General features: G+C 39.0%; 12 protein-coding genes. 9 read left to right on the top strand and 3 right to left on the bottom strand.

The features are described 5' to 3' along the window. Positions 1 to 109: 109 nt before the first annotated feature. Together ispF and OK025_RS10475 are read right to left on the bottom strand one after the other, a co-directional pair. On the bottom strand, positions 110 to 589 hold the full coding sequence (ispF, locus tag OK025_RS10480; RefSeq protein WP_317669418.1) for a 2-C-methyl-D-erythritol 2,4-cyclodiphosphate synthase: 480 nt from the start codon (positions 587 to 589) through the stop codon (positions 110 to 112). Between the two features lie 371 nt (positions 590 to 960). Beyond that, positions 961 to 1779 (bottom strand): glycogen/starch synthase, encoded by an 819-nt coding sequence (locus tag OK025_RS10475; protein ID WP_317669417.1) that lies wholly within the window; start codon positions 1777 to 1779, stop codon positions 961 to 963. 148 nt (positions 1780 to 1927) lie between these two features. Between OK025_RS10475 and panC the strand changes: the two genes are divergently transcribed. The 9 genes from panC (at position 1928) to OK025_RS10430 (ending at position 12032) form a co-directional block, all read left to right on the top strand. Beyond that, positions 1928 to 2788, top strand: coding sequence for a pantoate--beta-alanine ligase (panC, locus tag OK025_RS10470; RefSeq protein ID WP_317669416.1), 861 nt, complete (start codon positions 1928 to 1930; stop codon positions 2786 to 2788). 44 nt (positions 2789 to 2832) lie between these two features. Beyond that, entirely contained in the window at positions 2833 to 3183 is a 351-nt protein-coding gene (panD, locus tag OK025_RS10465) for an aspartate 1-decarboxylase (protein ID WP_088163054.1), read from the top strand. Between the two features lie 119 nt (positions 3184 to 3302). Next, positions 3303 to 3701: a hypothetical protein gene (locus tag OK025_RS10460; RefSeq protein WP_317669415.1), complete on the top strand. Its 399-nt coding sequence runs from the start codon at positions 3303 to 3305 to the stop codon at positions 3699 to 3701. Positions 3702 to 4042: 341 nt separating this feature from the next. Then, complete coding sequence (locus tag OK025_RS10455) at positions 4043 to 6379, top strand: TonB-dependent receptor (protein WP_317669414.1); 2337 nt, start codon at positions 4043 to 4045, stop codon at positions 6377 to 6379. A 14-nt stretch (positions 6380 to 6393) separates the two neighbouring features. Then, positions 6394 to 6861: a thioredoxin family protein gene (locus tag OK025_RS10450; RefSeq protein WP_317669413.1), complete on the top strand. Its 468-nt coding sequence runs from the start codon at positions 6394 to 6396 to the stop codon at positions 6859 to 6861. A gap of 75 nt (positions 6862 to 6936) precedes the next feature. Next, positions 6937 to 7584 carry an FKBP-type peptidyl-prolyl cis-trans isomerase gene (locus OK025_RS10445; protein WP_317669412.1) on the top strand — a complete coding sequence of 216 codons (648 nt, stop codon included), beginning with the start codon at positions 6937 to 6939 and terminating at the stop codon, positions 7582 to 7584. Positions 7585 to 7911: 327 nt separating this feature from the next. Further along, positions 7912 to 8505 (top strand): FKBP-type peptidyl-prolyl cis-trans isomerase, encoded by a 594-nt coding sequence (locus tag OK025_RS10440; RefSeq protein WP_317669411.1) that lies wholly within the window; start codon positions 7912 to 7914, stop codon positions 8503 to 8505. Between the two features lie 1028 nt (positions 8506 to 9533). Next, positions 9534 to 11177, top strand: a complete 1644-nt coding sequence (locus tag OK025_RS10435; protein WP_317669410.1) for an NAD+ synthase — start codon at positions 9534 to 9536, stop codon at positions 11175 to 11177. A gap of 282 nt (positions 11178 to 11459) precedes the next feature. Further along, positions 11460 to 12032, top strand: a complete 573-nt coding sequence (locus OK025_RS10430) for a DUF4136 domain-containing protein (protein ID WP_317669409.1) — start codon at positions 11460 to 11462, stop codon at positions 12030 to 12032. A 198-nt stretch (positions 12033 to 12230) separates the two neighbouring features. On the opposite strand, the gene OK025_RS10425 is transcribed toward OK025_RS10430, so the two are convergent. Beyond that, positions 12231 to 13268, bottom strand: a complete 1038-nt coding sequence (locus OK025_RS10425; RefSeq protein ID WP_317669408.1) for a GntR family transcriptional regulator — start codon at positions 13266 to 13268, stop codon at positions 12231 to 12233. Between the last annotated feature and the right edge of the window lie 34 nt (positions 13269 to 13302).

Raw genomic sequence — 13302 nt, 5'->3', positions numbered from 1 at the left:
GACATTAATGCTCACTCTATCAGATAGTGTGCCAAGAATCCCTACTTTGGCAAAGGTATTACTAATTGGGCCAAAAGCAAGAATTTAAACGCGAAAATATTGAGGCGAACTACGTGCGTTCAATCAAACAAACCGCATAGGCAACCACCCCTTCCTGGCGACCGATAAATCCCATCGTTTCATTTGTTGTTGCTTTAATAGAGATGTCGTCGATATCCAAACCCGTTGCTTCAGCCAGTTTAACTTTCATTTGTGGAATATAGGGTTTGATCTTAGGAGCTTCCAGACATAGCATCGCATCAATATTGCCAAGCGTGTATCCCTTTGCAGCAATCAGCGCCATACATTCTTTTAACAACAATAAACTGCTAATGCCTTTCCAGCGCATATCTGTATTTGGAAAGTGGTAGCCAATATCTTCTAAATTGGCAGCGCCCAAAATGGCATCACATATCGCATGGACCAACACATCGGCATCAGAATGCCCAAAGGCTCCAGCATGATGCTCCAATTGCACTCCACCGACAATAAATGGATGACCTTCTTTCATCTGATGGACATCAAATCCAAATCCTACCTTAATTTTCATTACACGATTATAGCTATGGTGTCTGTTCATATCCTAGAAACATGCCCAAACATCCGATTTAAATACAATAAAATACAGCCTATGTATGCTATTTGACAACCTAGCCTATTAGGTCTAGATCCAACCCGAATCATCTTCGCGGAGATCCCAGGGCATGAACATCTAAACACAACGACAGATTACTGCGAAGATAACAATTCGCAGCTATATTTACCGAGACAAAAGGCTTCTAGCAGGTAGTGCAACGAAAATCATTGAAATAACGGTTCGACCAGATGAAAAAAGAGACGCATAAAAAAAGGCTATCCTTGAGAATAGCCTTTTTTATATCATTATCTGTTTGTTTTTCGAAACGCTTCGAAAAGTAAAGCTTACGCTTCTACTTCTTCGGGCGCAAACTGATCATACACTTCTCCAAAAGCATCGTAATCCTGATCGCCATTAGGCTCAAAAATCTGGATATCTTTTGAGCGAGCAAAGTCAACGATTTCAGTGTTGACATTTTCGTCAGCGACAACCACCATATCGGTAAAATGCAAAGCACCTTTATAGATCGCCTCATAACTACCATCACCGTACACCTGCGCATCCGAAGCTTTAAAGGAACCTTCTGGCGCCATTTCAGCATACTTCGTACCTAATGTGCCTTTAAATTCTTCATTGAACAAAGAGTACATCACTTTTGCATCCTTGAATGTAGGATCGTCTTTATAAGTTGTCTTCACGTAAGCCGGTACCAAAGCAGAGAACCATCCATGACAGTGTACTACATCAGGGGACCAACCTAATTTCTTCACAGTTTCCAATGCTCCTTTACAGAAGAACACCGAACGCTCATTATTGTCTGCAAAGAATTCGCCATGCTCATCACTAAAAACTTTTTTACGCTGAAAGTAGTCTTCATTATCCAAGAAATACACCTGCATACGGGCCGCAGGTAATGAAGCAACTTTAATAATTAGCGGATTATCATTATTATCCACAACAATGTTCAAGCCTGAAAGACGAATAACCTCATGTAATCTATTTCTACGCTCATTGATATTCCCAAAACGCGGCATTAAGATCCGGATCTCAAAACCCTTTTCTTGCATCGCTTGCGGAAGTTGACGTGTAATTTCAGAAATTTTAGTTAATTCGAGGAAAGGCGACATCTCGTGAGTAATAAACAATATCTTCGTTTTTGCCATCTCCAGTTATTTTTATTTATTATTTTCGAACAGTAAAATCGGTCTACAAAGGTACGAAAAAAATACTTACTATGCAATTTACTATTAATCATCGTTTTATATTCCCAAAATATTATGCACCTTTGCCAACAAAAAACTAAATAGCAAAGTGGAAATTTTCAAAACGAAAGCATCTCTCCAAGCATACCTGCAAGAAGCCCGATCAACAGGTCAAAAAATCGCCCTAATCCCTACGATGGGCGCTTTACATGAAGGACATTTATCCTTATTAAATTATGCAAAACCAATCAGTGATATTCGTGTTTGCAGCATTTTTGTTAACCCCACACAATTTAACGATCCGAAAGATCTCGAAAAATATCCACGGCCCATCGAAAACGACATCAGATTACTGGAATCCGTCGATTGCGACATCCTTTTCTTACCAAGCGTTGATGAGATGTACCCCGATAAAAATGAGGCCTGGCATCTCGATCTTGGCGAACTGGACCAAATTTGGGAAGGTGAAAAACGCCCTGGCCATTTCCAGGGTGTCACCCAGGTCGTCTATAAATTATTTACATTGGTACAACCGGATATTGCGTGTTTCGGACAAAAAGATTTTCAACAGGTCATGGTTATCAAACGCATGATAGCCATGAAGGATCTCCCGATTCAATTAGCGATATGTCCTACCATTAGAGATCAAGACGGCCTAGCACTGAGCTCTAGAAACGCGCGCTTAAGTGAAGCTGGGAAAAGAACGGCTTTGGCACTCTCCCGTTCCCTGCAATATGTAAAAGATCATATACATGACCCTATCCCGCTAGCGGAAATAAAAGACAAAGCCTTGCAGATTTTAACAGACACCGATGGGCTTAGCGTTGAATACTTTGCGCTATGTGAAAGTTCAACGTTAAAAGAAGTCAACCACATCGATTTCAGCAAGCAGCATGTCGCACTTGTCACGGCCTGGGTTGAAGGTGTCCGTTTAATTGATAATATGATTCTGAATAATTTGTCAAATTAATTGACAAATCTTTCAAATTCAGCAGAAAGCCCTACCTTTGCGCCATGGTAATAGAAGTAATGAAATCCAAGATTCACCGCGTTAAAGTCACACAAGCGGAATTGAATTATGTGGGTAGTATCACAATAGATGAAGATTTGATGGATGCCGCAAATATCATCGCTAACGAGAAAGTTCAAATCGTAAACAACAATAATGGAGCCCGTCTTGAAACATACGTCATCCCAGGTCAACGTGGATCAGGTATTATCTGTTTGAATGGTGCTGCGGCTCGCCTGGTTCAAGTTGGCGATATCGTCATCATTATTTCCTACGCGACCATGGATTTCGAGGAGGCTAAGCAGTTCAAACCTTCCGTTGTATTTCCGGACGACAACAATCATCTGATTAAATAATCAGGAAGATCTGTAAACTTCACAACTAGATACTTTATATTTTTTTAATAGGTATTTCACCTATACTCAACAATAAAATCGTATTTTTGAAGCGTTACCCTAAAAAGTAGCGCTTTTTTATGTACCGAAAAACAACGAAATCCCCACGTCAGCTTATCGCATTATGCCAATTGGTATTAATGTCGCTGATTATTATTTCGGGTGTTGTTTTCATGCACAAAGAGGTAAAATCGACTGGTGAAATTGTCATGCACACCCACCCTTATGATTTTACAAAAAAACAAAAGCCGCAAGAAACAGATGACCAAATCGAATACCTCAATGTCATCTATCACAATACCTACGTACAAACTGAATTTACCGTCCTTGAACTTCCTCTTCCGCGTGAAGTAAAAGAAGAGCATTATAATTCATTTTGTCCGGAGGCGATCAGCACAACGATCGATCATTACCACTTACGCGGTCCCCCCCAGCTTAGCATAAACCAAAAATCAAAGATTTCGAAAGCCTGTTTCTAGTTCCATAACGATCAAACGAACTTGGCGCAAACAAGTAGAAATTACGCATGTGCTAAATCGCTTGGCTCCAGAACGACAGCATGAAACACCGCTATCGATAATCATCTTTGATCCCTTTTTTTTATTTGCCTCTACTTTGAGAATTGTCCCTGTTACAATAGCGAAAACCTTCGCTGAATACTGTCATTATGGTTTCAGTGAGCTCATTGGCATACATTAACTTGTCGGAAACAAGCTATTATCCTGCTTTCGATAAGACGCAATGCCTTGAACGCCGTTCATAACGAGGAACAGAACATGCTATACGAGGCTTGTATTTTTAAAATTTTCATAAAATTACGATGCTAAAGCACTACACTCTATTGGCCACATTACTGGCTGGTACATCCACTATATACGCCCAATCAAAACTTGAAGGCTACTTATTCAACAAAAACCATGAGGCGGTTCCTTCTGGTACTCTGACTTTAAAAAACAGCAAGCTCGCAACTACATCTGATCCAGATGGGTACTTTAAGCTGTCTGCAATACAAACGCAAAAAGTAACCTTAAATATATCGGCAGTGGGCTATCGCTCCTTCAGCAAAGTCATCTCTTTAGACACGTTGAAGTCGCCTTTGCAAATTCAACTGGAAGAAGACAACCTCAATTTGGATGAGGTTGTTGTTTCGGCTACACGTTATGGCGTCAAACGTAAGGACGCCCCCGTGGTTGTCAATGTCATCGGTCCAAAATTATTTAATGCGACACAATCTGTTGCTATGTCGGAAACATTGAATTATCAGCCTGGTGTACGGGTAGAAAACAATTGCCAGAATTGCGGCTTTTCACAAGTCCGCCTGAATGGCCTCGAAGGTCCCTATTCACAAATATTGATCAACAGTAGGGCGGTATTTTCCGCATTAAATAGCGTGTACGGATTGGATCAGATTCCAACCAGTATGATCGATCGTATTGAGGTTGTGCGCAGTGGCGGTTCGGCATTATTTGGTGCCAATGCGATCGCTGGAACCATCAATATTATTACAAAAGATCCTGTAGAAAACGACTGGCAAGTAAAATCCACCAATTCACTCATTGGCGGCAAAAGCTGGGATAATACAGTGGATTTTAATACCTCCACCGTTTCGGAAGACCTCAAAAGAGGAGCCACATTCTACGGTATGCACCGTAATCGGGAAGCTTACGATGCAAATGGCGATGGATTTTCGGAAATAACCAAACTTCGTAACACCACGTTCGGCACAAAACTATTTTACAAACCGAGTGACCTGGATAAGATAACGGTTGATTTTAGTACCGTGAATGAATTCCGTCGCGGTGGTGATCAACTCGATAAAGTACCGCACCTGACGCAGATCACCGAGCAGTTGGAAACCAGTTCGCTTGTTGGCGGAATCACATACGATCACTATTCCACAGATTATAAGCAAAAAATGTCTTTGTATGGCTCTGTGCAGAAAACAGTTCGCGACAGCTACTATGGCGGTCTTGGGGGCGGAACAACCCTTGCAGACAGCACATTAGCCGCAAATGCTTATGGCAAAACAAATGATATTGCGCTAGTCGCCGGAGGACAATATACCTACAACTTTGAAAGAGATGTATTTACTGCCGGAGTGGAGTTTTCATACAACAATACCCAGGATGAAATACCGGGGTATAAACGAACCATTGATCAGCAAAACAAAGGGTTAGGCAGTTATGCCCAATACGAATGGAAGCCTTTAAGCAATTTTAAAACGTTAATCGGAGCACGATATGATTATACCTACGTTGACGGTAAATATAGTCTTGCAGGTATAGACCGAAATTCGGATCAGCGCTTCGGCACTTTTAGCCCACGGTTGACCATCTTATACGATATCACAAAAGACCTCCAATTTAGAGGCGGTTATGCACGGGGCTTCCGTGCACCCCAGGCATTTAATGAGGACATGCACGTCACTTCCATTGGTGGAAACCAAGTATTTGTATTGATCGGTGAAAATCTGAAAACAGAATACTCCAATGCGTATACAGGCTCTTTTAGCTACAATAAAAATTTTGGAAATGTACAAACAAGTTTGCTCGTGGAGGGATTTTACACCGATCTAAATAATCAGTTTGTCAACATCATGGCGTCTGAAAAAGATGGACTGATTATCCAGGAAATGCAAAATGGTGAAGGAGCCAGGGTGTACGGTTCCAATATTGAAATCAATATCGCGCCATCCTCCTGGTTTTCTTTTCAAACCGGGGGGACGATCCAGCGCTCTCGCTATAAGAGAGACCAGCTCATCTATGAGGGAAAAGAAGATGGACAGGATATCCTCACTAAGAAATATGTCCGTACGCCAAATATCTATGGTTATATGAATAGCAACCTGAAAGCGACCAAGCAATTTGCAATCGATCTGACAGGGGTATACACGGGAAAGATGATTGTTCCACACATCCAAAATGATGTAATGACCCTTAAAAATGCCCGGGACTTTGTTGAGCTGAACCTCCGCTTAGGGTATACCTTTCCAATACATAAAGATTTCAGCATTGAGATTTTTGGTGGTGTACAAAACATGTTCAATGCTTTCCAAAAAGATTTTGACAAGGGAGCGCTCCGCGATTCAGACTATATCTATGGTCCAACACGCCCGCGAACTTATACATTTGGCCTTCGTGTTGGTCATTTTCATTAACATGGATTTGGGATATGAAGCATTTCCAAAAAATATATGTGCTATTGATCCTATTCTTTTATCCGCTCTGTTCTCAAGGACAGGAGCGGATAAATTGGATTGATTTTACGGAACTGGACTCACTCTTGGCCGTTTCCCCTCGCGAAACACTCCTCTTTATTCATACAGATTGGTGCAGCTATTGCCGGAAAATGGAACAGGAAATCTTTACAAAAAAGGAGATTGCCCAATTAATCAACAAGCGCTATTACGCCGTTCATTTAGATGCAGAATCTATCCAAGACATTGCTTTTGACCTTAGTATATGGAAGCCCTTAAGCAAAAGAAAGAAAACAGGACAATACCATCCTTTAGCTTTGCAATTGTTACAAGGGAGAAAAATGATCTTCCCAACTCTCCTACGTTTTGATCGTGAATTTCGTCTAAAAAGCATACAACAAAAATACCTGAATTCAAAGGAGTTAGCTGTTTTTTTAGAATAATTTAACATTTACTTGTAGCGAATTCCATCATTCCTGCGTTTTGGATTTTATAATTAATACACACTTTAAGAAATTATGAAAAATATCACGAAATTATTAATGGCGTTTTTGTGTCTGGGGGTTCTTTTTACGGCTTGTAATAAAGATAATTTTGATTGGGATGCTTATTACAAAGAGCAAATAGAGAAACAACGTGTTCAAGATTCGATCAATAAAAAAAGAATTGATGAACAATTCCCTCTGATTAAAAAATATGTTGCGGATAACCAACTTCAAAATGTACAATACATTGATTCATTGGGACTAGCATATCAAGTTCTAGCTGCAGGAGATGAGAGTTCTTACACTTACTCATTCAGTGGAAATGGCGGAATTGTAGCCCCTAATGTGACCGTAAAATATGTTGGAAAACTTGTTCCAAGTGGAACTGTCTTTCAGCAAACAGAGGAAGGAAAAACAGCTTCTTTCAACCTTTCCAAAGTAATTCCGGCTTGGCAAATTGCCTTTTTACCAAAATCAATTACTTTTAATGGTAAAGAAGAAAAAACAGGAGGCATTACAACAAACGGGCTAAAAAAAGGATCAAAAATTAGATTTATTACACCCTCTCCATGGGCATATGGTGATAATGACCAAAAAGACTCTTCAACAGGAAATGTCACTATTCCTGCAAAATCTCCATTAGATTTTACGATTGAGGTTATTGACATCAAAAATCAATAATAATTGCCTTGTTTCATAACAACAGCTAACAATTCTGTATTATATCTACTAAAAATACAGCAGACAACACAAGCCGTTCTCCTAGTGAGAATGGCTTTTTTTAGGCACTCACCAAAAGTAGCCAATGTGCCAGCATAGTCAACATGCTGATATGCGTAATTACGTCGGTTCAATACCAAACAGCTAATTCCACGTTCAAAGTGTAAATTACTGTATCAAAATGTTAATTGTTATAGCGAAAACCTTTAGCGAAGAAAAAATAATATACATTTGCAAAGCTACTTTCATAAAGAAAATAGCTTCCTTGAAAAACCAATAAAAAATACAATGAAAAAACTGTTATCACCACTATTCATGGGATTTGCAGCAATCGCTTTCCTTATTGTCAGCTGTAACAAAAGCGACGATGCGCCGGTTTATGATGCGAATGCACAATTTAAAACGGATTCTGTAACACTTAAAAATTACGTTAGCCAAAATTACCCTGATGCACAATACAACAGCGAAACGGGAATTTGGTATGAAATTCTTGCCGAAGGAACAGGGAACTATGAGTATAAAGTGGTTGATACATTAAATGGCAAATATTTAAAATATAAACCGACTGTAAAATACGTTGGAAAATTATTGAGTGGAAGTGTATTTGATCAAACTGATACTGCCAAAGAATTTGAAATCATCACAAACACGGGGTATCAATATCCATTTTACAGCACTATTATTCCTGCTTGGACCTTCGCATTTGCTCCGCAAAAAATCGGTGACATGAAATTAGGCGGCTTAACGGAAAAAGGTCTACAAAAGGGCAGTAAAATTCACATCATGGCACCTTCCCTTTATGGATACCAAAACCAGGCTGTGGGAACTATTCCGGCAAACTCGCCATTGGATTTTGTCATTGAAGTAACGGATATCAAATAATTATCGCTCCTTTTGAAGCAATAAAGCATAAAAGCTCCTAAAATGACGTCATTTTAGGAGTTTTTAGTTTAATGGGGTTTTCAACTAAAGCCTTCACAGTATCACACATCACATCGACTCGGCCCTTCTCTACAGGGAAATATGCTCCCGCAATCTCCTCAAAATAATAAATAACGATTATATGTTCGATAGTATTAATGCTAGCAAAATGATCTAAAAACTTAAAAGTAAGTTGACAATTAAAACGGAAATATTTTAACATCCTCTTTTACCTAATAACAATTTTTAACCAATTTTTAGACAGTGATCAGTCACTAGTTGTTCAGTCTTCACTGAGCAAGCACTGAACGAGCACTGAACAATCACTGAACAAGCACTGTCTAAATGGTTAATTTGATCACTATTTAATCCTAATGTTCTGCAAAAAAAAATTAAAAGAGAAAAAGAGGAAGGAGCTAGACTTATGGAACAAAAAGAACGCTGTTATGTGGCAATAGTATAATGCCTAAACAACACTTTAAATTAATTAAACAAAGAAGGAAATTGAAACACGACTTGAAACAGGTTGCTAGAAAAAATAAAAGCTCGAAGTGGGGAACTCCGAGCTTTACCTAACCAATTATTAACCTAAATTATGAAAAGTTCTTTATATATTATTTTTAAATATCTTTCGTTTCTTTTGATATATCAAAGGTACTACAGATCTGCTTTCATGTCAAGAAATTTAACAGCATTTAACGTTGTTAAAATTATGTTAAAACAATTTAGCACGATTCAATACCGTCCCGCGTTGTAAAAAACAGACATCTACAACGATAGCAGCTCAACAGATAGACTCAACATGGTCTCACTGTGCATTCGTTCCACTTACAGGCCATAGCTGGTAATACAATGTCCTTCAATTGATCGGAAGATAATTTAGCGCTTTTATTCGACTAAGGGCGGTCTGAGTATCAAAAAAAAGAAATAAATTTGTGAGAAGATCCTATAGCAATTGGTATCTTATTTAGTTAGACGATTAATAGCATATGAAAATAGCTTTAGCACAATTGAATTACCATATCGGTAATTTTGAAGCAAATACCAAAAAAATAATTAGCGCGATCCAACAGGCCAAAGAAGCAACAGCCGATCTTATTATTTTCGCCGAACTCGCCATAGGTGGTTATCCTGCCAAGGATCTTTTGCGAAGTAAGGCTTTTAAACGTCAATGCGATGAAGCTATTCATCACATCGCTGCTCATTGTCAGGATATTGCCTGTATCATCGGAGCACCGGTCAAAAACAGTGATCCTGAAGGCAAAGAGCTTTATAATACGGCCGTATTTATTGAGCATGGGGAAGTCCGAAACATTGTTAAAAAAGGCCTCTTGCCCGATTATGATGTATTTGATGAATATCGTTATTTTGAGCCCAGCAGACGTTTTGATTGTATCGAGTTGAACGGTGTAAAAATTGCCTTAACCATTTGCGAAGATTTGTGGGATGATGACGAAGGGGGCAATTCTTACGTTGGTGACCCCATGGCAGAGTTGAGAAAAGAAAATCCAGACCTTCTCATCAACATTGCGGCATCCCCTTTTTCCTATACGCATTTTGATGAACGGATCAAGGTCCTCAGCCAACAGGTAAGAAAGTCTGGAAGACCGCTAATTTATGTCAATCAAATTGGCGCCCACATGGATATTATCTTTGACGGCCGCTCAATCGCCCTGAATAATGAAGGAACAAAAATTGCTGAGCTAAAAAGCTTTGAAGAAGATCTTCAATTTGTCACCTATCATCAACAAAATATAACCTCCACCACAGCATCTTCAAAAGAGTCTATTGCTGAGATAGCTCTTATACACGATGCATTGATCCTTGGACTACGTGATTATTTTCAAAAATCCGGTTTCAAGAAGGCGGTTTTAGGTCTGTCCGGCGGGCTAGATTCGGCCTTAGTTGCCGCTTTAGCCTGTGAAGCGCTAGGTGCTGATAATGTATTAGCCATACTGATGCCATCGGTTTACTCTTCCGACCATTCGATAAAAGATGCAATGGATCTCGTCAACAATACCGGTTGCAAACATTATATCGTTCCGATCAAAGATATTGCCAATGCCTTCGAACATAGTTTAGCTCCTCTTTTTGAAGGGCTACAGCCAGATACGACTGAAGAGAATATTCAAGCGCGCGCACGTGCGGTAATTCTGATGGCCGCTTCCAATAAATTCGGCAATATTTTACTCAATACATCCAACAAAAGTGAGGCTGCTGTAGGATATGGTACACTCTATGGTGATATGGCAGGTTCCATATCTGTAATCGGTGACGTCTACAAATCCAAAGCCTATGATTTAGCGCGCTACATCAATCGAGAAAGGGAGATCATTCCAGTCAATACCATTGAAAAAGCGCCTTCTGCAGAACTTCGACCCGATCAGAAAGATTCGGACTCGCTACCGGAATACGATCTATTGGATCAAATCCTCTTTGAACTCATAGAAAATGAGAAAGCAGGATCTGAGGTTGTAGCAATGGGCTTTGAAAAATCGTTAGTAGAAAGGGTATGTAAATTGGTTAATAATGCTGAATTCAAACGTTTTCAAGCTCCTCCGATCCTGCGTATTAGTCCAAAAGCATTCGGTCCGGGAAGACAGATTCCGTTAGTGGCAAAATATCCCTATTAATTTTACAATTCGGATTAAACCATATTTATAGTTTTTTGTCTAAAGTAATAGATTGTAAAATCAAAAAGGATGGTAGCATCCCGGACGGTGAAAAACAATTGCCATGAAGACCGTCAACTGTACTGTTTTTACAATTGAAAGGTATGCGGATAAAGAATAAAAACAAATTAGTTAAATAAATATAAGTTCCATATAGGCCATGAACCATCATGAGTGTACTGCTGAATGTAGCGACAATATACTCATGGTAGATTCATCACAGTTAATAAACAAATTACTACGATGAAAAAGATTCTATTATTTTTGGTGCTTTGCGTTGCACTCGCATCATGTTCGTCTTATCAATACAATACCACTCGGGTAGAAAAGATGGATTTTACTCCTTTCAAGACCTATGCTTGGCTACCTCCGGTAGACTCGCTTTCGAAGTCTTATTTTGACAACGATATCGCTAAAACCAATATCCTGGATGCCGCGAATACTGCATTGGAGGCAAAGGGCTTACAATATTCTAAAGATAATCCTGATTTACTATTTCGATATATTACCATTGTCAATAATAAAAGCCGTCTGGTCTATGGCGGCGGTGGTTATTACGGATGGGGAGGCCCTTGGGGCTGGTACCGTCCATGGTTTTCACCTTACTACTATGGCGGAGGTTATTATCCAGTTGCAAAAGAACGCTATCGCTACGGCCATTTGATCATCGAAGCCATCGATCGTAAAACAAATTCGGTAATTTGGCAGGCACGTGGTTCGGGCGATGTTGATAACCCAGAAAAAGCAATTAATAATATCAGCAAGGTTGCAAAAGGTGTTATTGATCTGTTTCCTGTGAAGACCTTAAAGAAATAAACGAAGTTTTCAATCGTAATTATACAAGCAAAAGGCTGATTTATTTAAGTAGATCAGCCTTTTGCTTTTTCTATTAGCCTGTTCCTCAAGTAAAAGAATCGTCTTTTCCTTTCACTACCGCCCGCTCGCCTGCTGAAACATGAAGAACCAATATACGCTTCATGATCATCTGTACCTTGAAATAGGAGCGCATTAGCATTAAACAGAAGGTCTTAGTTTCAAGTAGAATGGCACTTCAACGCGATCTTTAGATTTATTTATAATCAACTCAGCAGCCATTCTTCCCATCATTTCAAAATCAGTTGATATTGTTGTAATACCATTCAGGATAAACTTTTTCAATGGAGTTTCATTATAGGAAATGATACCAACATCTTTTCCTATAACCAGTTTTTTCTGAATAACCTTGTTCAACAATTTCACCAGATCATCTTCAATAATATTGATGTAACATGTTCCTTTCTCTACTTTCTCTTCATCAATGTCGGATACGAGCTCGTGTTCAAAAGCATATTGTTGACAAAACTTATAAAAGCCCTTAATAATAGCTTTTGGAAAATCACTATAGTCAGGAAATACAAGTTTTAAGTTTTTGTACTTACTCAGCACTTCATTAGCTTCCTCCAATGCGGAGTAAATATCATGTTCGTAATTTTCGTAGACTGCAGGAAAATCTCCGGGCACATCTTCGATGAACTTACCCAATAACATGAGTTTCTCTGCCGGAATCTTACGAATGATATCCGGCGCTTTGTCCCTTCCCTCTTTGAAATGGGGGAATAGAACATAGTGGTCATATGTTTTCGTTAAGCTTCCCAACAATGTATTCAGATACGATAGGTCTGAATTGTATACAAATAGATCCAGGTTGGCATAATCACTCAACTCTTTTGCAAAGGAATCATATACTATTTTTTTATGGGCACTTAGTTTGTTTAGAAAGAGTGCTATCTTAAGTTTGGATTCGACATCCGTTTTATTCACATAATACCCCTTTCCGGGGTTAGATGCTATAATTTCATTTTTCTTAAGATAGCGGTATGCTTTTTCTACAGTGTCACGTGATATTTCCAGATATGCACTGAGCTCATTAATAGAAGGGAGCATATCATCTCTGACCAATGTTTCATTTTTAACAGCATCGATAATTGTATTTGCCAATTGCAAATACTTAGGTGTGGCAGAAAAATCGCTAATTTCTAAAGTTTTTAAAAATTGATTTACGGAATTGGTCATTGTTAGATTTTATTAATTATAAAATTAACGATTT

The organism is Sphingobacterium sp. UGAL515B_05 (genome assembly GCF_033097525.1).
GTDB lineage: Bacteria > Bacteroidota > Bacteroidia > Sphingobacteriales > Sphingobacteriaceae > Sphingobacterium.
This window is presented reverse-complemented; position numbering and strand designations above follow the sequence as displayed.

Coding starts and splice junctions, on each gene's coding strand:
- ispF (WP_317669418.1), bottom strand. CDS start 589: ATGAAAATTAAGGTAGGATTTGGATTTGATGTCCATCAGATGAAAGAA.
- OK025_RS10475 (WP_317669417.1), bottom strand. CDS start 1,779: ATGGCAAAAACGAAGATATTGTTTATTACTCACGAGATGTCGCCTTTC.
- panD (WP_088163054.1), top strand. CDS start 2,833: ATGGTAATAGAAGTAATGAAATCCAAGATTCACCGCGTTAAAGTCACA.
- OK025_RS10460 (WP_317669415.1), top strand. CDS start 3,303: ATGTACCGAAAAACAACGAAATCCCCACGTCAGCTTATCGCATTATGC.
- OK025_RS10455 (WP_317669414.1), top strand. CDS start 4,043: ATGCTAAAGCACTACACTCTATTGGCCACATTACTGGCTGGTACATCC.
- OK025_RS10450 (WP_317669413.1), top strand. CDS start 6,394: ATGAAGCATTTCCAAAAAATATATGTGCTATTGATCCTATTCTTTTAT.
- OK025_RS10445 (WP_317669412.1), top strand. CDS start 6,937: ATGAAAAATATCACGAAATTATTAATGGCGTTTTTGTGTCTGGGGGTT.
- OK025_RS10440 (WP_317669411.1), top strand. CDS start 7,912: ATGAAAAAACTGTTATCACCACTATTCATGGGATTTGCAGCAATCGCT.
- OK025_RS10435 (WP_317669410.1), top strand. CDS start 9,534: ATGAAAATAGCTTTAGCACAATTGAATTACCATATCGGTAATTTTGAA.
- OK025_RS10430 (WP_317669409.1), top strand. CDS start 11,460: ATGAAAAAGATTCTATTATTTTTGGTGCTTTGCGTTGCACTCGCATCA.
- OK025_RS10425 (WP_317669408.1), bottom strand. CDS start 13,268: ATGACCAATTCCGTAAATCAATTTTTAAAAACTTTAGAAATTAGCGAT.